Annotated in this window: 23 protein-coding genes and 1 tRNA gene; 9 read left to right on the top strand and 15 right to left on the bottom strand. The window is 59.3% G+C overall.

Annotated features, from left to right (window positions below):
* Nucleotides 1–44: 44 nt before the first annotated feature.
* From DYL61_RS09865 to deoR, 3 genes are all read right to left on the bottom strand, one after another.
* Nucleotides 45–1,061: a galactitol-1-phosphate 5-dehydrogenase gene (locus DYL61_RS09865; protein WP_238704554.1), complete on the bottom strand. Its 1,017-nt coding sequence runs from the start codon at nucleotides 1,059–1,061 to the stop codon at nucleotides 45–47.
* Between the two features lie 43 nt (nucleotides 1,062–1,104).
* The gene (locus DYL61_RS09860; RefSeq protein ID WP_135308182.1) at nucleotides 1,105–2,079 is read right to left on the bottom strand and encodes a substrate-binding domain-containing protein; all 975 of its coding nucleotides are present in this window, start codon (nucleotides 2,077–2,079) and stop codon (nucleotides 1,105–1,107) included.
* 154 nt (nucleotides 2,080–2,233) lie between these two features.
* Complete coding sequence (gene deoR / locus DYL61_RS09855; protein ID WP_135308181.1) at nucleotides 2,234–2,992, bottom strand: DNA-binding transcriptional repressor DeoR; 759 nt, start codon at nucleotides 2,990–2,992, stop codon at nucleotides 2,234–2,236.
* A 142-nt stretch (nucleotides 2,993–3,134) separates the two neighbouring features.
* Between deoR and deoC the strand changes: the two genes are divergently transcribed.
* Nucleotides 3,135–3,815 carry a deoxyribose-phosphate aldolase gene (deoC, locus tag DYL61_RS09850; protein WP_135308180.1) on the top strand — a complete coding sequence of 227 codons (681 nt, stop codon included), beginning with the start codon at nucleotides 3,135–3,137 and terminating at the stop codon, nucleotides 3,813–3,815.
* Between the two features lie 135 nt (nucleotides 3,816–3,950).
* Nucleotides 3,951–4,037: transfer RNA gene (locus DYL61_RS09845), tRNA-Leu, on the top strand.
* A gap of 199 nt (nucleotides 4,038–4,236) precedes the next feature.
* Here DYL61_RS09845 and DYL61_RS09840 read toward each other — a convergent pair.
* Both DYL61_RS09840 and DYL61_RS09835 read right to left on the bottom strand, forming a co-directional pair.
* Nucleotides 4,237–6,339 carry an aspartyl protease family protein gene (locus tag DYL61_RS09840; protein WP_135308179.1) on the bottom strand — a complete coding sequence of 701 codons (2,103 nt, stop codon included), beginning with the start codon at nucleotides 6,337–6,339 and terminating at the stop codon, nucleotides 4,237–4,239.
* A gap of 239 nt (nucleotides 6,340–6,578) precedes the next feature.
* Entirely contained in the window at nucleotides 6,579–7,475 is an 897-nt protein-coding gene (locus DYL61_RS09835) for a LysR family transcriptional regulator (RefSeq protein ID WP_135308178.1), read from the bottom strand.
* 106 nt (nucleotides 7,476–7,581) lie between these two features.
* Here DYL61_RS09835 and DYL61_RS09830 point away from each other — a divergent pair, with 106 nt between their 5' ends.
* From DYL61_RS09830 to DYL61_RS09805, 6 genes are all read left to right on the top strand, one after another.
* Nucleotides 7,582–8,565: an aldo/keto reductase gene (locus DYL61_RS09830; RefSeq protein WP_135308177.1), complete on the top strand. Its 984-nt coding sequence runs from the start codon at nucleotides 7,582–7,584 to the stop codon at nucleotides 8,563–8,565.
* A gap of 282 nt (nucleotides 8,566–8,847) precedes the next feature.
* The gene (locus DYL61_RS09825; protein WP_135308176.1) at nucleotides 8,848–9,798 is read left to right on the top strand and encodes a 3-hydroxyacyl-CoA dehydrogenase; all 951 of its coding nucleotides are present in this window, start codon (nucleotides 8,848–8,850) and stop codon (nucleotides 9,796–9,798) included.
* 80 nt (nucleotides 9,799–9,878) lie between these two features.
* On the top strand, nucleotides 9,879–11,222 hold the full coding sequence (locus DYL61_RS09820) for an MFS transporter (RefSeq protein ID WP_135308175.1): 1,344 nt from the start codon (nucleotides 9,879–9,881) through the stop codon (nucleotides 11,220–11,222).
* 9 nt (nucleotides 11,223–11,231) lie between these two features.
* Nucleotides 11,232–11,933 (top strand): SDR family oxidoreductase, encoded by a 702-nt coding sequence (locus DYL61_RS09815; protein WP_135308174.1) that lies wholly within the window; start codon nucleotides 11,232–11,234, stop codon nucleotides 11,931–11,933.
* Between the two features lie 34 nt (nucleotides 11,934–11,967).
* Nucleotides 11,968–12,654: a 3-oxoacid CoA-transferase subunit A gene (locus tag DYL61_RS09810; protein WP_135308173.1), complete on the top strand. Its 687-nt coding sequence runs from the start codon at nucleotides 11,968–11,970 to the stop codon at nucleotides 12,652–12,654.
* Between the two features lie 3 nt (nucleotides 12,655–12,657).
* A complete protein-coding gene (locus tag DYL61_RS09805) occupies nucleotides 12,658–13,311 on the top strand; it encodes a 3-oxoacid CoA-transferase subunit B (RefSeq protein WP_105696896.1) in 654 nt (217 codons plus the stop codon).
* Here the strand turns inward: DYL61_RS09805 and DYL61_RS09800 are convergent.
* From DYL61_RS09800 to pstS, 6 genes are all read right to left on the bottom strand, one after another.
* A complete protein-coding gene (locus DYL61_RS09800) occupies nucleotides 13,250–13,867 on the bottom strand; it encodes a hypothetical protein (RefSeq protein ID WP_238704553.1) in 618 nt (205 codons plus the stop codon). The two genes, DYL61_RS09805 and DYL61_RS09800, sit on opposite strands and share 62 nt — an antisense overlap.
* The gene (locus tag DYL61_RS09795) at nucleotides 13,867–14,565 is read right to left on the bottom strand and encodes a hypothetical protein (protein WP_135308172.1); all 699 of its coding nucleotides are present in this window, start codon (nucleotides 14,563–14,565) and stop codon (nucleotides 13,867–13,869) included. The genes DYL61_RS09800 and DYL61_RS09795 overlap by 1 nt, the downstream gene beginning before the upstream one ends.
* A 31-nt stretch (nucleotides 14,566–14,596) precedes the next feature.
* Nucleotides 14,597–15,358 (bottom strand): phosphate ABC transporter ATP-binding protein PstB, encoded by a 762-nt coding sequence (gene pstB, locus DYL61_RS09790; protein ID WP_218187290.1) that lies wholly within the window; start codon nucleotides 15,356–15,358, stop codon nucleotides 14,597–14,599.
* 76 nt (nucleotides 15,359–15,434) lie between these two features.
* Nucleotides 15,435–16,328 (bottom strand): phosphate ABC transporter permease PstA, encoded by an 894-nt coding sequence (gene pstA / locus DYL61_RS09785; RefSeq protein WP_135308170.1) that lies wholly within the window; start codon nucleotides 16,326–16,328, stop codon nucleotides 15,435–15,437.
* On the bottom strand, nucleotides 16,328–17,293 hold the full coding sequence (gene pstC, locus DYL61_RS09780) for a phosphate ABC transporter permease subunit PstC (RefSeq protein ID WP_105696892.1): 966 nt from the start codon (nucleotides 17,291–17,293) through the stop codon (nucleotides 16,328–16,330). Before pstC ends, pstA begins: the two co-directional genes overlap by 1 nt.
* Before the next feature lie 74 nt (nucleotides 17,294–17,367).
* Nucleotides 17,368–18,396 (bottom strand): phosphate ABC transporter substrate-binding protein PstS, encoded by a 1,029-nt coding sequence (gene pstS / locus DYL61_RS09775; protein ID WP_135308169.1) that lies wholly within the window; start codon nucleotides 18,394–18,396, stop codon nucleotides 17,368–17,370.
* Between the two features lie 186 nt (nucleotides 18,397–18,582).
* Between pstS and ppk2 the strand changes: the two genes are divergently transcribed.
* A complete protein-coding gene (ppk2, locus tag DYL61_RS09770) occupies nucleotides 18,583–19,500 on the top strand; it encodes a polyphosphate kinase 2 (RefSeq protein ID WP_135308168.1) in 918 nt (305 codons plus the stop codon).
* Between the two features lie 143 nt (nucleotides 19,501–19,643).
* Here ppk2 and DYL61_RS09765 read toward each other — a convergent pair whose 3' ends face one another.
* From DYL61_RS09765 to DYL61_RS09750, 4 genes are read right to left on the bottom strand one after another with little or no spacing between them, the layout of a single operon-like run.
* Complete coding sequence (locus DYL61_RS09765; RefSeq protein WP_135308167.1) at nucleotides 19,644–21,188, bottom strand: MFS transporter; 1,545 nt, start codon at nucleotides 21,186–21,188, stop codon at nucleotides 19,644–19,646.
* 27 nt (nucleotides 21,189–21,215) lie between these two features.
* Complete coding sequence (locus DYL61_RS09760) at nucleotides 21,216–22,436, bottom strand: cytochrome P450 (protein ID WP_135308166.1); 1,221 nt, start codon at nucleotides 22,434–22,436, stop codon at nucleotides 21,216–21,218.
* Entirely contained in the window at nucleotides 22,436–23,113 is a 678-nt protein-coding gene (locus DYL61_RS09755; protein ID WP_135308165.1) for an HAD family hydrolase, read from the bottom strand. Before DYL61_RS09755 ends, DYL61_RS09760 begins: the two co-directional genes overlap by 1 nt.
* Nucleotides 23,110–24,120 carry a ScbA/BarX family gamma-butyrolactone biosynthesis protein gene (locus DYL61_RS09750; protein ID WP_135308164.1) on the bottom strand — a complete coding sequence of 337 codons (1,011 nt, stop codon included), beginning with the start codon at nucleotides 24,118–24,120 and terminating at the stop codon, nucleotides 23,110–23,112. Before DYL61_RS09750 ends, DYL61_RS09755 begins: the two co-directional genes overlap by 4 nt.
* Between the last annotated feature and the right edge of the window lie 188 nt (nucleotides 24,121–24,308).

Genomic DNA, 24,308 nt, shown 5'->3' with positions numbered 1-24,308 from the left:
GTTTTTAGCCCTGCAACGACCAGCGCTGCAGGGCTGGCGTTGCATCACGGGCGGAAGATAACTTTGGCGGCCACTTCGCTGCGGTCCGCATAACGTTGGAACATCGACGGCAATTCATCCAGCGGCAGGTCGTGGGTGATCATGAATTGCCACTGCAATTCACCCGAGGCCAGCTTGTCGATGGAAGCGGTCCACTCATCGCCAGGGAACGGTGCGGAGAACGAGTTCCAGGCGCCGTGCAGGGAGATTTCCTGACGCAGAAAGTGCGAGAACGTCGCGGTACTGATCGGCACTTCGCCGGTGGGAATGCCGATAAACACCACGTGCCCGCCGGCCTTGGTCAACTGCACGGCCTGGTTGATCGAGCTGGGGTGGCCCGCGGCTTCGATCACCAATTGGCAGCGCGGCACGTCGGCATCCGAGGCGCCGCTGAGCAAGGTGTGGGTGGCACCGGCCTGGCGGGCCATGGCGAGTTTTTCTTCGGCAATATCGATGGCCACAATGTCCTTGGCGCCCATGATGCGCAGCCACTGGATCACAAACAGGCCAATCGGCCCGCAGCCCACCACCGCCCCGCTCTGCCCGGCCTTGAACTCGGCCTTCCAGATGGCGTGCAGGGCAATCGCCGCCGGGTCTACCAGGGACGCGGCAATCGGGTCCATGCCCTTGGGCACCTTGATCAGGTTGCTTAGGGGCACGTTGACGAACTCGGCGTAGGCGCCGTCGCGGCGGCTGCCAAAGTAATCGTATTGCTCGGAGCGCGACGGGAAGCCACGGGCGTATTGGTCACTGGTCACATCGGGAATCATCGGCGGCACGGTGACCAATTCGCCGATTTCATAGCCCTCGACCCCGCTGCCGATCTCGACGATAAACCCGGCGAACTCATGGCCGCAGATCAGCGGCATCACATGGGCGCCCTTGCTCAGCATCCGTGGAATATCCGAACCACACACCCCGCACGCAGCCACGCGCACCAACGCATGGCCAGGTTTTACCGCAGGTTTTGGAACGTCTTCGACCCGGATATCACCCGGTTTGTACATGACGGCAGCTTTCACAGTGAAATCCCCTGTTGAGTAGGTAATGAGGTGGTTGGCGCGCTTAGAGGGCGCCGGGGCGGTATTCGCCGAAGGTGGCGTCGTGCTTGATCTCGGCCGCGTCGGCCTTGGTCACGGCTTTGGTGCCCGCATCGACAAAGGCCGGGATGGTCTTGCCGGTGATCAGGCCACGTGCCGCCTCGATGGCGACTTCGCCGAGGTAGCGCGGATCGTTGAGCGCGGTGGCGACGTATTGGTCACCGTTCTGGATCGCATTGATGGCTTCGGACAGGCCATCGACACCGGCGACAAGCACGTCTTTCTTGCCACTTTCGTTGAGCACCTGGAGCGCTCCCATGGCCATGTCATCGTTGTGGGCGATCACGGCCTTGAGGTCGGGGTGGGCTTGCAGCAGGTCCTGCATGGCGGTGACCGCGTTGGCGCGCATGTATTCGCTGTACGGACCGTCGATGACCTTGAAGTCGGTGCCGGCCAGGGCGGTATGGAAGCCCTTGCGGCGTTCCTTCATCACGGTGCCGCCGGCGTCGCCCTGGATCTCGATGATCTTGCCGCTGGTCACGCCTTTTTGTTTCAGCGCGGCCACCAGTGCCTTGCCGGACAGTTCGCCCATCTGGGCATTGTTGCGGCCAATGGTGGTGGCAACGGGGGCATTGATGGCGCGGTCAACCGCGATCACCGGCACCTTGGAACGCTTGGCGGCTTCAAGTGAAGCGCCAACTGCATCCGGGTTGACCGCGTTGATGATCAGTACGTCGACCTTGCGGGTCAGCAGGTCCTGGATATCGTTGTTTTGCTTGCTGATATCGCCGTTGGCATCCAGGAAGATCAGCTCGTCGCCGTCCTTGGCCGCAGCGGCCTTGGCGCCGTCACGCAGTTGTACATAGAACGGAGATTGGAGGGTGACCTGACTGAACCCGATTTTCAGGTCCTTGGCCTGGGCATTCAACACCAGCGCCGAGGCCGCGACAGCCAGGGCAAGGGACAGCACATGAACAGGTTTACGGGCTATCTGTAGCATGGTGATTCCTATTTTTATTGTTGTCTGGATTCGGGCGCGACCTTCAGGGAAGTCGTGCTCACAAATGTGAACCGCGATCACATTTGAAAAACTATGCCTTGTGCCCGAGGGTGTCAAGGCTATTTTGTTAGAATCCAAACATACGAAATAAAAATCACACCGTCAGTGTTGCACCGCCCTCTTGGATAATGTGCTGTTGGGCTTGTGACAAGCCTGGATCGCTGATCACCCGCTGGAAGTCGGCCAAGTCGGCAAAATGCGCCGCACGCACCTGCTCGAATTTAGTGTGGTCGGCCACCAGCACGCAGGTCTGCGCCCGCGCCATCACCCGCTGTTTCACGTCCACTTCATTGAGGTTGTAACAGGTCACGCCATGGGCGGCACTGACCCCGGCGGCGGAGATAAACGCCCAGGCGACGCGGATGCCATCGATGATGCCCGCCTCGGCGCGGCTCTCGAACACCAGGTTGCGTCGGTCGAGCATGCCACCACACAGAATCACCGTGCACAGCGGCTTTTGCTGGAGCTTGAGCAGCACGTTCAGCGAATTGCACAGCGCGGTGAACTCCAGATCGTCGGGCAATGCATCGACGATAAACGGCGTGGTGGTGCCGCAATCGATGAAAATCGTATCCCCCGGACGCACCAGGCTGGCGGCACGCTGGCCAATCTGGCGTTTCTCGGCGATGTTGCGCAGGTCTTGCTCGGCCACCTGATAATCCGGCTCCGGTGCGCCGCTGCGGGTGATATGGCCACCCAGCAAGCGCAGGCCCTGAGCGTTGTCGACCAAATCGCGGCGCAAGGTCATCTCCGACACTCCCAGCAACGCCGCCATATCCCGCAGATGCACTGCCGCCTCACCTTGCAAGGCTTTGTGCATGGCTTTGAATCGTTCGGTTTTCTTTGAATCCACTGCGTCTTCACCCTGCTTGAATGCGACCGCATGACAAAACGGCTCACAAAATCCATTTACAATGTTATTTATTTCACATTTAATGCATCCAACTTAACACAAACCGGCTTTTGCCAGCACCCTCTGCCACAGGACTTCTGCCATGTCTCAAGACGCCACGTCCCTTGCCGCGTATATCGATCACACCTTATTGGCCGCCGACGCCTCACAGGTGAGCATTCGCCAGCTGTGCGACGAAGCTCGCACCTATGGTTTCAAGTCGGTGTGCGTCAACAGCGCGAATGTGCCGCTGGCAGTTGAGTGCCTGACTGGAACGTCCCCACTGGTGTGCGCCGTTGTCGGCTTCCCGCTGGGTGCAGGCCTGAGCGAAGCCAAGGCCTACGAGGCCACACTCGCGATCCAGGCCGGTGCGCGGGAAATCGATATGGTGCTGAACATCGGCTGGTTGAAGGATGGCCTGCTGGACCTTGTGCGTGACGACATCGCCCAGGTACTCAAGGCCTGCGGCTCGGTGCCGTTGAAAGTGATTTTGGAAACCGGCTTGCTCAACGATGAACAAAAGACCCAAGCGTGCGTGATCTGCCGCGAACTCAACGTTGCCTTCGTCAAAACCTCCACCGGCTTCGGCCACGGCGGCGCGACCTTGGCGGACGTGCGCTTGATGCGTGAAGTGGTCGGCCCGGTGATCGGCGTGAAGGCCTCCGGGGGCGTACGGGATGTGGCGACTGCCTTGGCGATGATCGAGGCCGGCGCGACGCGCTTGGGCAGCAGCTCGGGGATTGCGATTGTCAGTGGTGCGAGTGCGGTGGCGGGTGCTTACTAGAAAGCCTTGGTATCTATGTAGATGCCTGATCTATCGAGCTTTTTTATCTAAGCAAGGGTTGAAGAAAGCTGCTCTTCGACCTTGCGCCCAAGCGCTCGGGTCTATATATTCCCAACCCTGCAACACCGCGCTACCGCCCGAATGGCGAAACTGGTAGACGCATGGGACTTAAAATCCCCCGCTCGTAAGGGCGTCCCGGTTCGATTCCGGGTTCGGGCACCATAGATATCAAAGGCTTGCGTGAGGTTTCTCATGCAGGCCTTTTTTGTTTTTGCTCCGCAATTTTAGACCTTGCACCGCAATTCCTCTCCCCCAGCGTCCTGCCGACGAACACCACTCTCAAACCGACAATCATCGCCATACAAGTCATTGAAAGGTTTCCTGAAGTTTGCCAGTCAGGCTGTCATGCTTGGCCTGGTTTCTATTCGCGTATTGTCATACGCCAGCTCTCTACGGAGGTTTCAACCTCGCCGGGCCATGTCTTCTTCAACGAGTCCAGTCGTTCAATATCTGCTGGCGACAGTTGTGTTTTCACCACATCGAGTCGTGGCAACACCGCGGGCATCTTGGAACTGGCTAGCCAATACCACTTATAGGCCGCAAGCGCGTCTTTATTGACCCCTAGTCCTTGCTCATACATGGAGGCGATATTGGCTTGTGCCATAGGCACCCCGCGCTGGGCCGCAACCAGATACCACTTGGCCGCCAAGTCGAAACGTTTAGATACCCCCTCTCCGGTGCCGTAGCTTTTAGCCAGGAAGAAAGCGCCAGAGGGGGAGCCTGATTCGCTGGCTTCTTGAAACAGTGTGATAGCGTCTTGTTCTTTTTCTGGTTTGACCAACCCACTTTGATACAACACCCCCAGCCTGACCTTGGCCAAGGTATATCCTAGCGCAGATGCCTTCTTAAAATAGTCCACCGCCAGGTTTAAATCCTTCGCCCCTGTTAGCCCTTGTTCATGAATAAGTCCCAGATTATAGAGTGCAGAGTCCGAATTACTTTCTGCAGCCTTGGTTAACCACTTCTTTGCACGCTTTACATCAGCGTTGCTTTTGGAGTCTTGAAGGTATAGGGCTCCCAGAGTCGCCTGAGCACTGACGAGACCACCGCTTGCGGCACGCCCGTAATAATCAATTGCTTGATTTCTGGAGGCTTGAACACCTAGCCCTAGAAGATACATTGTCCCTAGAATGTTATAAGCAGCGGGCGAATGGTTCGCATCTACTTCCTCACGAGCTAGCGTTAGTGCTTCAGAATAGTCTTTGTTACGAAGAGCCTCCCTGGCCTCTTTTATTCGGTTTTCATTCGCACTCCCCACTCTCACATTATTGAGTCGCTCGGAGAGACACGCCCGTCTACCGCCGTAATCCATCAAGAGGTCATAGTCACTCAATACGCCCGTTCCCAGCAGGTAGGGCGCGGGATAGTTTGTATCGAATACATCCATGATGGGTACGGTTTTGGACACATCAGCAATTTGCATCGGGACAACACGGGTAATGTAGTACCCCATGGAAGCATTGACGCCGTCTTTGTTGTAATCGAAACTTTTAAATTCTGCCTGATTCCCATCAGGGTTGGCCCTGCGCCTTAAGTAACCGCCAATACCGGTATCCAGCACGGCATAGTGCCTTTGTTGCGCAACAGAAACGCTAAGGAACAAGAATTGCTGCGTGGTAAAAATATTGCTGCCCAAATAAACCGGCGCTTTGCACTTTCTGAATCGTGCATCAAAGTCTTCAACGCTCAACCTGGACAGCCCTTGCTTTTCCACAGCGACTCGGCCAACTTTTTTGAGGAGATCCAAACCAATAACAGATTCACCTGAATAGACATAAACAACGACGTTTTTTAGCGAAAGGTTTTCAAAGTCCAACCGATCAATGATCGCCAATTGTAATTGTTGACGACCATCAGAATGATAGGACGTCAACGTAGCTTGAATACCCGGCAAAAGCTGTGCGTTTAGTTTTTTAGCGGCATCGGCATTGATCAACGTATGACTTGCCCCTGTATCCAAAAGCCATTCGCTGCCCTGAGTGTCGGTTAACATCGTTACGCGCTTTTCACCGAATACACGTGGGTCGCCGTCCCTGTAGGGCATAAAAAGTGTCGGCACACCTATTACCTCCAACGGGGGAACTTTACTGAGTTGATCGAGGCTATCGTCATTTATCTCGCTAAAATACGGATTCCACCGTCCCAGTGAAATATCATGCTTCGCTATTGCTTGTTTAAATGCACGGTACTTTTCAACCCATGAGCGCATATCCTGCCTGGCCGCTGCATCGCCCAGCTCAATTAGCTGACATGCCGTACGTTTTTCCTTGCCAGCAAGGTTGTCACACTTATATTCCTCGTCTCTAACAAAAGCTCGTCGGGCCAAAGCCTTGTCCAGCTCTCCATTCTGCTCGCTACTGAGGAAGCCCTGAATGTTAGGCCTGAGCATCTTCTGATTTATTACGTTAACGCTCACTTCGTTTGCAGCAACATCCGACACCCATAGAAATGCAATTATCAGCATCCATTGACAGCTCAATGTTTACCCCCCTCACCTAAAAGTGACACCTGACAGTTGCGGCCAACTTATAGCGATCTTTTATTGCACCTATATGAATCCTCGCCACGCACAAATCAAACCATCAAACAGCCAAGCCCACTCAATCGAATAAGTTCGAATCCTGTAACTTTTTAGTGCTAATTTTCGAAATAACTCTAAACATTTTTAGAAAAATCGCTAAATCATTCGCTCACCACAAAGTTTCACCCACGCACCCACTCCCGCACCGCCTCCACAAACATCCGCAACGCCATCGGCGGATGGCGGTTCGCCGGGTAATACAGGCACGCACCGGCATAACACGGCCCCCACTCCGGCAGCACATGCACCAGACGCCCCGCCCGCAAATGCTCGTCGACCTGATGCTCCGGCACCCACGCAATGCCGACACCGGCCAACGCTGCCTCAACCATCAGGTTGATATTGTCCAGGGTCATCGGCCCGTCCACATCCACGCTTGCCGAACGGCCCTCGTGATCCAGGTCCCAGCGAAACAATGTGCCGCTGGCAAAGCGAAAACGGATGCAGCGGTGTGCCTTTAGGTCCTGCGGTGTCTGCGGTGCGGGATGGCGGCTCAGGTAGCCGGGTGAGGCAACGGCAGCAAACCGCACATCCGGGCCAAAGCGCACGGCGATCATGTCGCGCGGTACATCGTCGAATAGGCGGATGCCGGCATCGAAACCGTCCGCGACGATATCTGCCAGTCGGCTGTCGACCACGCATTCGATATGGATTTGCGGGTTGTCCTGGAGGAATTTGGGCATGACGTCGCGAATCAACAGTTTGAACGACGACTCCGAAGCACTCAGGCGTATCAGCCCTGAGGGCGTATTGCGCTCGGACGTTACGTCATTGACTGCACAATCAAGTTCACCCAGTAGCGGCTGCACCCGTTGGAAAAGTTGCTCGCCCGCTTCGGTCAGGGCCACTGAACGGGTGGTGCGGTTGAACAGTCGCAGTTCCAGGCGCGATTCAAGCCCGCGCATTGAATGGCTGAGTGCCGACGGAGAAACCCCGAGCATCCTGGCCGCACCGCTGAAACTACGCTGTTCGGCGATGGCAACAAAAGCGGTGAGTTCGGGGAGTCCTGCACGAATCATTTGTGAAAATACCTCAATTACCCATGAAGCGCAGACCCGATTGTTGAAGGTGGCGCAGGAATCTAGAGTCTACGGGTGAACCTCATCTTTGCGAAGGAGACGAAACATGTTGAAGCGTCAGTTGGGTAAAAGCGGTCTGGAAGTGTCTTCGCTCGGTTTGGGCTGCATGGGCCTGAGCTTCGCCTATGGTCCGGCACTGGAGCAAAAGGCCGCCGTTGCATTGATTCGCAAGGCCTTCGACAAGGGCGTCACTTTCTTTGACAGCGCCGAGGCGTACGGGCCGTATACCAACGAAGTGTTGCTGGGTGAAGCGCTGGCGCCGATGCGGGATCAGGTGGTCATCGCCACCAAGTTCGGCTTCAAGAACGGCCTGCCGGCGGAAGGTCTGGACAGTCGTCCGCAAACCATCAGGGCGGTGGTCGAAGCTTCGTTGAAGCGACTCAAGACTGACCGTATCGAGTTGCTTTATCAGCACCGTATTGACCCGAATGTGCCTATCGAAGAAGTGGCCGGCACCGTCAAGCAGTTGGTGGACGAAGGCAAGGTGCTGCATTTCGGCCTGTCCGAAGCAGGGCCGGATGCGATCCGTCGTGCCCACGCCGTGCTGCCTGTGGCGGCTTTGCAAAGCGAGTACTCGTTGTGGTGGCGTGAGCCGGAAGAACAGATCCTGCCGGTGCTGGAAGAGCTCGGCATTGGTTTTGTACCGTTCAGTCCGCTGGGCAAGGGTTTCCTGACGGGAGCCATCGACGCCAACACGCAATTCGCGGCGGATGATTTCCGCAATGTGGTGCCGCGTTTTACCGAAGAGAACCGCAAGGCCAATGCACAGTTGGTGGAAGTGCTGGGCAGCATTGCCGACGGCAAGGGCGCCACCCGTGCGCAAGTCGCCTTGGCGTGGTTGCTGGCGCAGAAACCGTGGATCGTCCCTATTCCAGGTACTACAAAGTTGCATCGCCTGGAAGAGAACATTGCCGCCGCCGAACTGGTCTTGAGCAACACCGACCTTAAGGCCATTGCCAGCGCACTTGAGCAGGTCAAAATCGTGGGTGAACGCTACCCGGCGCACCTGCAAAAAAACGTCAATCGCTAACGTCCCTGCCCGCATAATCAGGCGCTGCCGCCCACTTCACAGAGTGGCCAGCGCCATCGGCTGTACAACCGCCAAAACCGCAATCCGGGCGATTATCGAACACTTCCCCTTTTCTGCGCTTGTCTGTACGCCCCGCAAAGATATGATGGCCAGCAGCAGAACAGCTCGAACAATAACAATCTAAAAGTGGATATCCGCAACTAACTTGCTTTGCATTAGTTTGCCTCGGGTATAACTTTTTACGCCGTCGTTTTATGCACTTTCGTGCGCCGCGAGGTTGCTGTGACATTAACTTGCGAAACAATCGCCGTTATCGGTGCGGGCAGCATTGGCCTGGCATTTACACTTCTATTCGCTCAAGCCGGTTATACCGTCAATCTTTACGACAGTAATGAAACGGCGTTGGACCTGGCAAAAGACAAACTTTCCAAACAAGCCACGCTGCTGGCGGGCAGCGGTTTCCTGGCATGCAGCGTTGAGGATTTAACCGCCCGTGTCAGCCTGCACGACAGCCTGCCCGGCGCGGTTAAAGACGTTATCTTCGTACAAGAGTGCGTGCTGGAAACACTGGCGATCAAACAAGCCGTTTTCCAGCAACTGGAACAACATGCACCGCTCACGGCGGTGTTCGCCAGTTCCTCCTCGGCACTGCCCTCCTCCGACTTCTGCCAGCATCTCGACTGTGCACCCCGTTGCCTGGTCGGCCATCCCGGCAACCCGCCGTTTCTGATCCCAGTGATTGAAATCGTGCCGTCGTCGCGCACCGCTGCGGCCAGTGTCGAACTGGCGCGCCAGATCTACACGCGCTGTGCGTTGAAACCGGTGGTGCTGAACAAGGAAATCAAGGGGTTCATCTTCAACCGCCTGCAAGGCGCGGTGCTGCGTGAGGCCTACAGCCTGGTCAGTGACGGCGTCGCCAGCGTCGAGGACATCGACACCGTGGTCAAACACGGCCTGGGCCTGCGCTGGTCGGTGATCGGCCCCTTTGAAACGTCCGACCTCAATTACCGCGGCGGCATCAGTGACCATGCACAACGCATGGGCCAAGCCTATGCCGACATGGCCGCAGAGCGCACCGACACTACCCCCTGGTCCGCCGAACTGGTTGCCGAAGTCGCTCGCCAACGCCGCGCCCTGCTGCCCCTGGAAGACTGGGTTGACCGCGTGAGCTGGCGCGACGCTGAGCTATTGGCCCTGCGCGTAGCCAAACGCGAACGCGAGCAAAAACCCTGATACCCAAAGACGTCACTGCCTGCCAGCACCCTGTGACATCTGCCTGAATACGCCAACATAAAAATAATCGGAGACACACTGTGAATCACGACACAGAGCAAGAAAAAGCGCGAAAAGCCAAGAAAGCCGGCATCGCGTCCTTCATTGGTACCACCGTCGAGTGGTATGACTTTTACGCCTACAGCACCGCTGCCGCGCTGGTGCTGGGCAAGCTGTTCTTCCCCGCAACATCGGCCCTCACCGGCACCCTGGCGGCCTTCGCCACCTTCTGGATCGGCTTTTTGGCGCGCCCATTGGGCGGGATCATTTTCGGCCATATGGGCGACAAGATCGGTCGCAAGAAAACCCTGGTCATCACCCTGATGCTGATGGGCGTGTGCACCACCGCCATTGGGCTGTTACCCACTTACCAGACCATTGGTATCGCGGCGCCTATTGCCCTGGTGTTCCTGCGTTTGCTGCAAGGTATCGCCATGGGCGGCGAATGGGGCGGTGCCGTAGTGCTGGCCTCGGAACATGCGCCCAAGGGCAAGGGGATTTTCTACGCAGCGTTTGCGCAGCAAGGCTCACCGGCCGGTAACCTGCTGGCGACCCTGGCGTTCCTCGCCTGCTCCACCCTGCCCGATGAGCAGTTTGTGAGCTGGGGCTGGCGTGTGCCGTTCCTGTTCTCGGCGGTGCTGGTGCTGGTCGGCCTGTTTATCCGCATGAACGTGGAAGAATCACCCGAGATGGAAGCGCTCAAGCAGCAGAATAAAGTGGTCAAGCTGCCAATTGCCGAGTTGCTGCGCAATCACAAGACGATCATTGCCATGGGCGTGGGTGCGTGTGTGATCGCGTTGTCGGCCACCTACTTCAAGACGACGTTCGCGCTGTCCTGGGCGGTCAGTTCGGTCGGTTTTGACCGCACCGCCTTCCTCGGTGTGATTTCCTTTGCGATTCTGGTGCAGTTCTTTATCCAGCCGTTCGGCGCCCTGCTCGCCACCCGCATCGACCTGAAAAAAGCCGTGTTGTGGATGCTGCTGCCGGAAATCATCGCCATGCCGATCATGTTCTGGTTGATCGACACCGGCTCGGTGGGCTGGGCGATGTTTGGCATGGCCTTGGCGTCCATTCCGCACTCGATGTACTACGCGGCGATGGCCGGCATCCTGGTCAAGGCGTTCCCGGCCAACGTGCGCTACTCCGGCATCTCGCTGTGCTACCAGCTGTGCGGCATGTTGTTCGCCGGCACCACACCGATTGTCGGCCAGTTCCTGTTTGGCCTGACGGGCACCATCGTGCCGGTGATCGCGCTGGCCGTCACCCACGTCGTCATCACCATTGTTTGTGCACTGATGCTGATCTCGCGGATTGGCGTGCAGTCCCCTACTGAGAGCGAAGCCGTCCAAGCGCCGGCAAGCAAATCGACATCGGCATTGGCCTAAGGAATCCCCATGACTCAACAACGCGTACTCATCACCGGCGGCGCCTCGGGTATCGGTGCCGCCATCGCTGAACGCTGCCGCGCCGAGGGTTACGAGCCGGTGGTCATCGACCGTGTGGGCGATGGCATCATCGCCGACCTGTCTTCCCCGGAAGCCACTGCCGAGGCATTGCAGGAAGCCCTCAAGGGCGGGCCGATTACCCGCCTGGTCAACAACGTCGGCATCGTCGTACCCGCCAGCGTCGAGAAGCAAACCCTGGCCGAGCTGGAACTGGCCGTGTCGCTGAACCTGCGCTGCGCCCTGCAATGCCTGCAAGCCGTGCTGCCGGGCATGCAGGACGCCGGTTTTGGCCGGGTGCTGAACGTGTCGTCCCGCGCCGCGCTGGGCAAAGACCTGCGCAGCGCCTATGCGGCCACCAAGGCCGGGCTGCTGGGTTTCACTCGGGTGTGGGCGCTGGAACTGGGTGAGCATGGCATCACCTGTAACGCCATCGGCCCAGGGCCAATCAGTACCGAACTATTTAACAAGGCCAACCCGCCGGGTGCGCCGCGTACGCAGAAGATCATCGATTCGATCCCGCTCAAGCGTATTGGCCTGCCGGAAGACGTGGCGCAGTCCGCCGCGTTTTTCCTCGATGAACGCAGCGGCTTTATTACCGGTCAGACCTTGTACGTCTGTGGCGGCATGACCGTCGGCTTTGCGCCGGTCTGAACCAACGATTCCAGAACACGCTCAGGAGGGCCCCGTGCTCGATAAAACCGATACATCCGTAAAGGCCGCCATCAGCCAGATCCACGACGGCGCCACCATCATGATTGGCGGCTTCGGCCCTGCCGGTCAGCCTGCCGAACTGATCGACGCCCTGATCGAACACGGTGCCCGCGACCTGGTGCTGGTCAGCAACAATGCGGGCAACGGCGACTATGGCCTGGCGGCGCTGCTCAAGTCCGGGCAAGTGCGCAAGATCATTTGCTCGTTCCCGCGCCAGGCCGACTCCTGGGTCTTCGACGGTCTGTACCGTGCCGGCAAGATCGAGCTGGAAGTGGTGCCCCAGGGCAACCTGGCCTGCCGTATCCAGGCCGCCGGTTCTGGCCTCGGCGCGGTGTTCACGCCCACCGGCTACGGCACCCTGCTCGCCGAGGGCAAGGAAACCCGTGAGATCGACGGCAAGCACTATGTGCTGGAATACCCGATCAAGGCCGACTTTGCCTTGATCAAAGCCTACCAGGGCGACCGTTGGGGCAACCTGGTGTACCGCAAGTCGGCGCGCAACTTTGGCCCGATCATGGCGATGGCCGCCAGCACCACCATCGCCCAGGTCAGCGAGATCGTCGAACTCGGCGCGCTGGACCCGGAACATATCGTCACCCCTGGCATTTTCGTGCAGCACGTGGTGCGCGTCGACACCGCCCAATCAGCGACGGAGGCTTGAGCCATGACCTACACAAAACTGACCCGCGACGCCATTGCCCAACGCGTGGCCCAGGACATCCCCGAAGGCGCCTACGTCAACCTGGGCATCGGCCTGCCGACCAAAATCGCCAGCTACCTGCCCGCCGACAAGGATATTTTCCTGCATTCGGAAAACGGCCTGCTCGCCTTCGGCCCGCCACCGCCTAAAGGCGAAGAGGACCCGGAGCTGATCAATGCCGGTAAAGAATTCGTGACGATGCTCAAGGGTGGCAGTTTTTTCCACCACGGCGACTCGTTCGCGATGATGCGTGGCGGCCATCTGGACATCTGCGTGTTGGGTGCCTTCCAAGTCGCCAGCAACGGTGACCTGGCCAACTGGCACACCGGCGAACCCGACGCCATCCCGGCCGTGGGCGGTGCGATGGACTTGGCCATCGGTGCGAAAAAAGTGTTTGTGGTGACTGAACACGTGACGCGCCAGGGCGACGCGAAGATCGTCGAGCAGTTGAGCTACCCGGTAACGGGCATGGGCTGTGTGGACCGTATCTACTCAGACCTGTGCGTGATCGATGTGACCGACGCCGGCCTGAAAGTGATCGAGATGGTCCCGGGGCTCAGCTTTGCTGAGCTGCAAGGTTTGACGGGCGCTCAGCTGACGGATGCCACCCAAGCGTAGAAGGTGCGCTACGGCGCGGTTGCTGCTGCCAAGCCAACTGCGCCTGTACGTGAGCCACCGCCTCCAACACGCGCTGCGCCCACTGTTCGTCATCCGGGCGCACCACCACCACGCGGAAACCGTGATCACGGCCTTCCAGGTGCACACCTTCGGAGTCATCCACGTGCAGGTCGATATCAAACGCCGACGGCAGTTTTGACGGGGCGTTGACCAGCCCGCGTTCCGTCAGGGCCTGGCTGTGGCGCACGCTGTTGACCACGCCATCGACGTGAATGCCATACAGCATCAGCCAACGACGGATATACACCGGGGTACGCCCCGACGAGGTGTAGACCCAGATGCTGCAGTTCTGGCGACGCAGTTCGCGGATCAAAGCGCGGGTGCCATTGCGCAACGGCTCGCCCAGCCAGCGATGCACGCAATCGGGCAGCGTGCTGTCTTCAGCGGCGCTGTGGTGCGGCTGGCACGCCAGGGTGTCATCGATATCGAACGAGATGCGCACGCGCGGTCGGTGGATCGTGCTGTGCAGCGTGTCGAGCACTGAATGACTTCCCATCAAATACCACTCCGATACACAGACAGCGGGGCGTGTTTCAAGAAAAACTGCGCCGGGTCAGGTGCGTTATCTTCCAGGAACGCAGCGTATTTTTTCTTGATCTTGGGCAATTCGTACAAAGCTTTCACACCATGCTTGGCGGAGTTGCGAATGACCGAGGACGGATTGAAGTAACCCTCGGCGTTGTCCAGCGTCAGAACAAACGGCGGCAGCCCTTCACGCATCAACAGGTAGCTGACGATCAGCGAACCGCTGCGGTGATTGCCTTCGATAAACAACTGCGGCTTGCTGAGTACCCGCACATACACCCCGGCGGCGCGCTTCCACACCGACTCGTTGTGGTGCCTGCAGTACCAGCTGTGCAAGTCCTTGATGCCGCCTTCAACGTTGTTGAAGAAGCGCTCTTCGGTGGCGGCCAGGTGCGGGGCGTATTCCAGCCGACGTACCGGGTCTTTGCCGCACAGCACCGTGGCGTTGATCTCCAGCATCAGGTTCAACTGCTGCAGATCGAACAGGTCGACACCCCGCGCGACATAGTCGTCAATCAGGGCATAGCCTTCAAGTACATTCTGCAACACCTCGTCGGTCAACGGGTCACGGGGCTCGGTAAAGTCCCGGCTGAGCGCGGCAAAACGCCCCTGCACTTCACGCAGTGCGCGTTCAATCGCAGTCAGATCAAGACGACGTGTTGCAGTCATTGGCATTCCTGAAAAACGATGAAAGGCGGGATCAGCTGAACTTGCCGCTGATGTAGTCCCCGGTCATTTGTTCACGTGGGTTCTCGAAAATCTGGGTGGTTGGGCCCATTTCCACCAGATAACCGGTACGGGTGCCCTGGGAGATATCCACCGAGAAAAACGCCGTGGTATCGGCCACACGGATCGCCTGCTGCATGTTGTGGGTCACCAGGGCGATGGTGTAGTCCTTTTTCAACTCGACCATCAGCTCCTCGACACGGCGGGTGGCGATGGGGTCGAGTGCCGAGCACGGTTCGTCGAGCAACAGCACTTCCGGCTCGGTGGCGATGGCGCGGGCGATGCATAGGCGTTGCTGCTGGCCGCCGGACAGCGACAGGCCGCTGACCTTGAGCTTGTCCTTGACCTCGTCCCACAACGCGGCGCCTTGCAGCGCGTGCTTGACGCGGTCGCCCAGGTCGCCCTTGTAGCGGTTCAGGCGCAGGCCAAAGGCCACGTTGTCGAAGATGCTCATGGAGAACGGGTTGGGCTGCTGGAACACCATGCCGATGTAGCGGCGCACCACCACCGGGTCCACGCCCTTGCCGTAGACGTCCTGGCCGAGGAAGTGCACATGGCCCTCGAAACGGAAGCCCTTCACCAGGTCGTTCATGCGGTTGAGGCTGCGCAGCACGGTGGATTTACCGCAACCGGACGGGCCGATAAACCCGGTGATCTTGTTCTTTTCAATCGGCACATGGCTGTCACGCACGGCCATGAAGTTACCGTAGAAAATCTTGTCCAGCTTGCAGTCCATGACCACAGGCGAGTCGGTGATAAACGGAGCGGCTATTTGCGCAGTAGAGGCGTTCAAGATTCAGATGCTCCCTTTCTTAGTACTTTGGCTTGCCGAAGATACGGCTCACGATATTCACGACCAGCACGATCATTACCAGCACCAACGAGGCCGCCCAGGCGAGCTCAAGTTGGTTGTCGAACGGCATGCCGGAGAAGTTGTAAATCAGCACCGCCAGGGAGGCCGTGGGGTTCATCACCGCCAGGCTGCCGTCGTGATAGATCCAGTAGTTGCTGAACAGCGCGGTAAACAGCAGCGGCGCGGTTTCGCCAGCGGCGCGAGCCACGGCCAGCATCACACCGGTGAGGATCGCCGGCAGGCCGGTGGGCAAGACGATTTTCCAGATCACTTGGGAGCGCGTGCAGCCCATGCCGTAGGCGGCGTCTTTCATGATCTTGGGCACCATGCGCATCGACTCTTCAGCGGTCAGCACCACGATCGGCAGCATCAACACCGCCAGTGCCACACCACCGGCGGGTGCCGAGTAGGTGCCGGTGGTCATCACCACCAGGGCGTAGGCGAAGACACCGGCCAGGATCGACGGCAGGCCCGTGAGCATCTTGGCGGCGAAGCGTGCGGCGTTGGCCAACTTGCTGTCCGGCCCCAGTTCCGCGAGGAACACGGCGGCCATGATGCCCACCGGTACGGCGATGGCGGCCGCGATGCCGACCATCACAAAGGTGCCCGCCATGGCGTTACCGAAGCCACCGCCGGTCTCGAAACCAGTGGGCGGCAGTTCGGTGAACACTTCCAGGTTCAGGCGCGCACCGCCCCGGGTAATCAGCATGTACAGCACGGAGATCAGCGGCACGCTGGCCACCACCGCACCGGCCCACACCAGCGTGGTCAGCACCAGGCTGCGCAGGGCGCGGCCTTCGAACCTGCGCTGCAAGCTCGGCATGGCTTTGATAGGGGAAGTCAGGTTCGTCATTATTTTTGACCCCGTTGCGCGTAGAGCATGATCATCGAGCCAAAGACGTTCACCAGCAGCGTGATGAACATCAGCACCAAGGCGGCATACATCAGCACTTCGACCTCGTTCGGGCCGGCTTCGGGGAAGTTCAGCGCCAGCAAGGCCGCCAGGGTGTTGGCCGGGGCAAACAGCGACAGCGAGATGGTATTCGCGTTGCCCACCAACATGGCCAGGGCCATGGTTTCACCCAGTGCGCGGCCCAGGCCCAGCACCAGGGAGCCGAAGATGCCAGTGGCCGCCGACGGCACCATCACCTTGAGAATCGCTTCCCAGTGGGTGGTGCCCATGCCGTAGGCCGCTTGCTTGGTTTTCATCGGGACCGCCGTCAGGGCGTCCTGGGATACCGCCGCGATGGTCGGCAGAATCATGATGGCCAGTACCAGCGCGGCCGGCAGCAAGCCGGGCCCGCTCAGGGACGTGCCGAAAAAAGGAATCCAGCCCAGTTCGCTGTTCAGCCACGCGGTCAGCGGGCGAATGGCCGGGATCACCACATAAATACCCCACAGGCCGTAGACGACACTGGGGATGGCTGCGAGCAGTTCGACGATGGTGCGAAACACCGCCGCCAGTTTTGCCGGCAGGAAATCCTGGGTGAGGAAGATCGCCATACTGACGCCGAAAACGCCGGCGATCAGCAACGCGATAAAGGCACTGTACAGCGTGCCCCAAATGGCCGGCAGAATGCCGTACTTGCCTTGGTTAACGTCCCAGACGCTACCGAAGATCACGTCCAGACCGTGTTTTTCCATGCCTGGAAGCGCCTTGCGGCCGACTTCGAACACCAGCGCGAAAACCAGCGCCAGTACCAGCACCACGCCGATGCGTGCAACCGCACGGAAGGTGCGGTCAACCAGGAAGTCTTTGGTCGACGGTGGCTGGCAGGCAGAATCCGGGTTTACCGGTACGACAAAGGGTGTGGTCATGGACGAGTTCCAGAACAGGAGGAAAACCCTCCCGGCATGGCGCTCAGCCCACACCGGGAGAAGCTTGGCGAGCCTTACTTAATGTTGGCGGACGCTTTGCGAACCTGATCGACTACCGACGGCGGCAGTGGGATGTAACCCATCGAGTCAGCGATTTTCTGGCCTTCGGTCAGGCTGTACTCAACCATGTCACGCATGGCCTTGGCCTTGGCCGGGTTGCCGTTGTCCTTGCGGAAGATCATCCAGGTGTAGGTGGTGATCGGGTAGGACTTGGCACCTGCCGGGTCTGGCAGCCAGGCGATCAGGTTTTCCGGCATGTTCACCGCAGCCAGTGCTTCGGCACCGCTTTCGGCGTTCGGCACCACGTATTGGCCGGCCTTGTTTTGCAGCTCGGCGAAGTCAACCTTGGCCAGTTTGGCGAAGCCGTACTCGATGTAGCCGATAGCGCCGGGGGTCTGGCGTACGGTGGCGGTCACGCCGTCGTTTTTCGGCGACTTGATGAACTTGTCGGTGGCAGGCCAGTTGACGGTGTTGCCTTCGCCCAAGTCCTTCTTGAAGTCAGCGTTGATCGCCGACAAGTGCTTGGTGAACACCGCGGTGGTGCCGCTGGAGTCGGCACGTACCACGACGGTGATCGGCGTGTCGCCCAGTTTCAGGTTCGGGTTGGCAGCAACGATCTTTGGATCGTTCCACTTGGTGATCTTGCCCAGGAAGATGTCGGAGTAGACGTCGCGTGGCAGTTTCAGACCTTTAGGGTTACCCGGCAGGTTGTAGGCCAATACGATTTCACCAGCGGTCATTGGCAGCAACTGTGCGCCTTCGGCCACCTTGGCAATTTCTTCGTCTTTCATGGCCGAGTCGCTGGCCGCGAAGTCAACGGTCTTGTTCAGGAAGTCCTGTACACCTGCGCCACTGCCCTTGGATTGGTAGTCAACGGTGACACCAGGGGTCTTCTTGCTGAAATCTTTGAACCAGGTGAGGTAGATCGGTGCAGGGAAACTCGCGCCGGAGCCGGTCAGGCGGATGCTTTCGGCAGCAAACACCGGGGAGGCACCAAGAGAAACCGCGACGGCGAGTGCAGCAGACTTCATCAGACGTTTCATTCAGGAAAATCCTTGTGAATTTCGGGCTCGGGCACTCTGCAACATTCTTGTTACGGTTTTATGAATGCACAGTGGCAGAACGCCTGTTTGTCCCCCTCTACCGCCACAACCGGGCATTTTGATGTCATTGGTTCGTAACAAATTGCGACTAAGACTTTGCCATCCCCCACCACGCGAGCTCCGCCCATGTCCTCTATAGAAGACGCCTTGATGCAGCGCATTCACCGCGAACTGCTTGATCACAGTGATGAAGAGCTGGAGCTGGAACTGTCCGAAGACGGGCACGACCTCAACGCACTGTTTGACGATCATGTGGGCGAAAGCCCGGAGAAAGCCGCGCGCAGGATTTATTTCAGCGAGCTGTTCCGTTTACAGGGTGAGCTGGTGAAATTGCAGAGCTGGGTGGTCAAGACCGGGCACAAAGTGGTGATCCTGTTTGAAGGCCGCGATGCCGCCGGTAAAGGCGGTGTCATCAAGCGCATCACCCAACGCCTCAACCCTCGGGTGTGCCGTGTGGCCGCCCTGCCCGCGCCGAATGACCGTGAACAGACCCAGTGGTACTTCCAGCGTTACGTCTCGCATTTGCCCGCCGCTGGGGAAATCGTGCTGTTCGACCGCAGCTGGTACAACCGCGCGGGTGTCGAGCAGGTCATGGGGTTTTGCAATGAAGACCAGTACGAAGAGTTCTTCCGCACCGTGCCGGAGTTCGAACGCATGCTGGCCCGCTCTGGCATTCAGCTGATCAAGTACTGGTTCTCCATCTCCGACCAGGAACAACACCTGCGCTTTCTCAGTCGCATCCACGACCCGCTTAAACAGTGGAAACTCAGCCCCATGGACCTGGAGTCCCGTCGGCGCTGGGAGGCCTACACCAAGGCCAAGGAGATCATGCTGGAACGTACCCATATCGCCGAGGCACCGTGGTGGGTGGTGCAGGCCGATGACAAAAAGAAGGCGCGCCTCAATTGCATCAACCATCTGTTGAACCAGATGCCCTATGAAGAAGTGCAACTGCCGGTGATCGAACTGCCGCAGCGCGTGCGGCACGAGGAATATTCCCGCAGCCCGACACCGCCGGAGTTGATCGTGCCGCAACTCTACTGATCGACTCGGTCAACGATTGGGGGACTTGCCCTAATGCCTGTCAGTTAAGGAAACAGCAGATGAGCGGCTTTCTGTTGCTCCTGTCATCTCTTAACTGACTGGCATTAGGGCAAGCCCCCTCCCAAAGGCTCCGCATTTCAAACTCACGTAGCCAATTGCGCCTCGACAAGCTCTTGTTGCCGCAGCGGTCGCACCAGCCAGCTCACCACAACGGTGAGCACCAGCAAAACAAACGCCAACACCCAGAGCACGCCGTGAAAGGCACTGTCATACCCGCCGATAAACAGGCTATGCACGTTGGCGGCCTGTTCGCTGCTCAACGCTTGCAGGGAGCCAGTGAGGTTGCCGGCTGCCACGTCGTCGATCCAGCGTTGCAGCGTGGCGGAATCGGGCGCCAAGTGACTCAAGGCGTCACGCAGCTGGCTGTCGAGCAATGTCGCCAGCAGTGAGGCATACAACGCTACGGCAATTGCCTCGCTGCCCAGGCGGAACGTGTTGAGCAACCCTGCGGCCATCCCGGCCTTCTGTGCGGGCACGGTCTTCAACGCCAGGCCATCCACCAGCCCCGCCGACAGCCCCATGCCGATGCCCACCAGCAACAACGGCAACGCCAATTGCCACAATGCCACGCCGACCTGGCTGATCAATGCCAGTGTCACCACGCCCACCAGCAACGCAACCAGGCTGGCCTTGAGAATGCCGATGGCCGATACCCCGCGCGCCGCCCACTTGCCTGCCAGAATCGGGCAAAACAGCATCGGCACCGTCAACAGCAACATCCCCAGCCCCGCATGGGTGGGGCTTAATTGCAGCACGCCAAACAAATAACTCGGCAAGTACGTCAGCAACGTCACAAAGCCAACCGACGCAGCCACAGTGACCAACGCCAGCCCCACGAAGGGGCCGCTCGCCAGCAACGACAGGTCGAGCATCGGTTGCAAGTGACGTCGTTCCTGCCGGGTAAACACCACCAACAACACTCCCGCCAACACCACCAGGCCCAATACGCCCGTGCTGGTCCAGCCCCATTGCGAGCCCTGCACGATGGCCACCATCAACGCCAATAACGCGAGGATAAACAAGGTGGCGCCTGGCACGTCAAACCGCGCGGTGCGTGCCGCCAATGCACGGTCACGGGTGATCAGGGGACTGCCCACCAACACGATCAACAGGGTCACCGCATGGGACCAGAAAATTGCGCGCCAGCCGACGCTGTCCAGCAACAGGCCGGACAAGGTCGGACCCAGGCTCACGCCCAGCCCTGCCACGGTGCCGAACAAGGCAAACGCACGCAGTCGTGCCGGGCCATCGAAGTGGGTGGACAAAATAGCAATGCCGCACGAGAAAATTGCCGCGGCGCCAACCCCGGCCAACCCTCGTGCCGCATCCAGCAGCCACGCATTCTCGGCTACCGCCGACAGCACCGAGGCCGTCACGTACAAGAAAGCACCCGCCACAAAGCAGCGCTTGCGCCCAAGCCGATCCGCCAGCGCGCCCCACGCCAAAGTGAAGCAGGCAAACGCCAGGTTAAAGGCGTTGACCACCCATTGCAGATTGGTCAACGGCGCCTGGATATCCGCGCCAATCGCCGGCAGGGCCAACGCCGTGCCGGAGATGGAACTGGGCACGACGAAAATCGCCAGCAGGATAATGGTGAGTAGAGCCGTATCGGAAAACGAGTTTTTCATGGGGCCTTCCACAGTCAGAACGCAGAGTCAGGATGAAGTGAAATCGTGCACCGGCAAGCCGGACGGACGACGCAGGATGATGCCGTTGACCCAGGGCACCTGGTCGGCCGGTACCGCCAGGCGCAGGTTGGGAAAGCGTTGCACGAGGATCTGCACCACAGTGGTGATTTCCATGCGCGCCAACGCCGCGCCCATGCAGTTATGCAGGCCGTAGCCAAACTGCAGATGCCGCGCTTCGTTACGGTCCAGGCGAATCGTCAACGGGTCTGAGAACACTGCCGGGTCACGGTTGGCGGCGAACGCATCGGCGTAGATGCTGCTGCCCTCGGGAATCAGCCCCCAGGGTCCTTCCAGGTCGGCGCTGGCCGAGCGCGGGAAGATCGAAATAGTCCCCAGGGGAATGAGCCGCAGCAGCTCTTCGACGGCATTCGGGATCAACCCCGGATCGTCCACCAATTGCTGCCATAACGGCGGCGCCGCCAACAGGGTGTACACCACCTTGCTCAGCCCCGAGAGGGCATTTTGGTCGCCACCGATCAGTACCCCCAGCAGGACGCCCACCAGTTCCTGGTCGGTGAGCGGTGGCTCGCTGTCGGCCCGCGCCGCGACTAAACGCTGGATCATGCCGTCCTGGCAGGTCGGGCGCGCGCCGGTGACCAGGTCGGTCAGGTAGTCATAGATGCCCCAGAACTGGTTCAGCAACTCGGGCACATCGGCAGACGAGGCCACTTGCACGGCATGGCCCAACGGCCGGAAATACGCGCGGTCGCCCAAGGGAACACCGAGCAAATGGCAGCTCACGATGGAGGGGATGTGGTCGAGCACCTGGGTAAACAGGTCTGCGCCGTCGCCCTGGCGTTGCAGCGCGTCAAGGCGCTGGTGGATGACCTGCTTGGTTTTATTGCGCAGCGCCTCCACGCCACTGGGGCTAAAATCCCGGGCGACCACTTTGCGCAGACGCCCGTGCTCAGGGAAGTCACTGTTCAACAACAGTTCCGGCGGAGAAATGGTCGGCAGGAAACTCGCGCCGCCCTCTTGGTTGCACGGGCCGCGTTTCGCTCGGTTATCCAGCAACAAGGCCTGCACGTGTTCGTAACGGGTCAGGTGATACGCCAGATGGCCACTGGGCAGCAATATCCTCGACAGGCCATTGGCCGCCAGGCTGGCGGGTTGATAGGCCGGCGGCGCATCCAGATTGGGAATACCGGCGACGGTAACCCGGGGGTCGGCAATCACGGCGACAGGCATCAGGCAGACTCCCCTACAGGCTGCAACAGGCTGACGCCCGTCAGGCGTTGCAACTGGGTGATGGCCTGATGGTTGTCGGTAAAATGCAGCACTTGCCAGCCCAGCGCGGCGGCGGCTTCAATGTTTTCCAGCACGTCGTCGATCAACAGGCTGTGCTTGGCAGCCACGCCGGAACGCTCAATGGCCACCTGGAAAAATGCGGCCTGCGGCTTACGGGTGCGTTCCTGGCTGGAATCGACAATCAGCTCGACCACCTCGTCCAGGCCCACCATCGCGCGCCAGTACGGCGCCCACTCCACCACGTTGTTGGTCAGGATGCCGACCCGCCAACCTGCACGTTTAAGCGCTCGCACGGCCGCCACCAACGGCGCATTGGCCGGCACGCCGGCGAACCATTGTTCACCGAAGGTTTGCAAGCGTGCGCGGCTCAGGTCGATCTGCGGATAACGGCGACGCAGCGCCTGCTCCAGGCGCTGACCCCATTCTTGTTCGGTGAGCAACGCGCTCTCCACCGGCGCCAACATCGGCACGCCGAGGTCATCGGCCACATCACGCATGGCCTGTTGCAACACCCGTGGCGCCAGGCCGGTCTTGGCCTGGTATTGCTCGAACAGCGCGGGGATGGGTGGCGACAACACGCCGCCAAAATCGAACCAGACGAACTTCAAATCGCTCATTGGACACCCCCTGCCACCAGCGTCAGCGGCTGACTGGTGGCAACGGGCAGTAACTCGAGCTCGGCCGTGGCGATCACCGCACCGCCCTGCTCCACATCCAGCCTCAGGCTGATACGGCCGTGCTCTTCACGCGCCAATGAGCCCAAGTCGGCGCGCACCCGCGTGGGCAAACCGAACTCGCCAAAGCGGGCAAATACCACATGGCAACGGGACAACAGCAACTGCTCGGCGCTGGCCTGCAACTGCCGGTCCGCGACCACCAGGGCCGCTTGACGGAAACCTTCCAACAGCAACATGCCGGGGATATGGTCCAGGGGATGATCGAAGATTGCCGGGTGATTGAGGTCGACGATCAACGGCGCCACCAGGCGTGTGACGCCCTGCTCCAGATCGCGACCGAGTACCACGTTATTCAACCATTGGCGCCCCACCACAGAGGGGCACAACGGCGGGGGACGCTGTGCCAACGGGTCGGCATCAGCGAGAATCGCCGCAAGGGCGCGCGCGCGCATCTTGTTCCACGCCGCAGCACTGATCCATCGGATGCTCATGCGTTCGTGATGCGCGGCAACTTCACCATTGATGTGCAACGACATATTCAACGTCACGCCACTGCGCTGGCCATGGCGCAGATATTCGTCTACCACATGTACATCGATCTCAGCCGACGCCGGGCGGTCCCCGACGATCAACGCACTACGGTCGGCCATGCGAGTGACACTGTCCAAGTAAATAAACTTGGCTTGGGCACTCACCTCCAGGAACGCATGGGAAATATAGATCGACGCCTGGCGGAACACTTCGAGCAATAACAACATGTCGTAGTGCGCGGCGCTGTGGGTATGTTCACTGAAATAACTATGGGTGCGCGGCAGTTGTGCGCTGCAACGAAAGTGACGTTCCTTCACCCGTTCCGCACTTGTCAGAAACACTTCGCTGACGGCGGCGCGGTGCACCATGCTGCGTGGCACGGTGTTCTCATAACGAATCGCCTGGGCTTCAGACATAGCAATCTCCTCCTTTGATCACGGGGAGCAGGCTACGCTGAAACGTTTTTTTTCCGCTACTGACCGAACGGATAGGTAAGCCGACAATAATTCTAAATGTGGGAGGTGCGGTGCGACGATTCGACTTGCCCCCGATGAGGGCGTGTCAGCTGGTACTGCTGTGACTGGCACACCGCTATCAGGGGCAA

Origin of the sequence: Pseudomonas nabeulensis (assembly GCF_004682045.1) — a bacterium.
GTDB lineage: Bacteria > Pseudomonadota > Gammaproteobacteria > Pseudomonadales > Pseudomonadaceae > Aquipseudomonas > Aquipseudomonas nabeulensis.
This window is presented reverse-complemented; position numbering and strand designations above follow the sequence as displayed.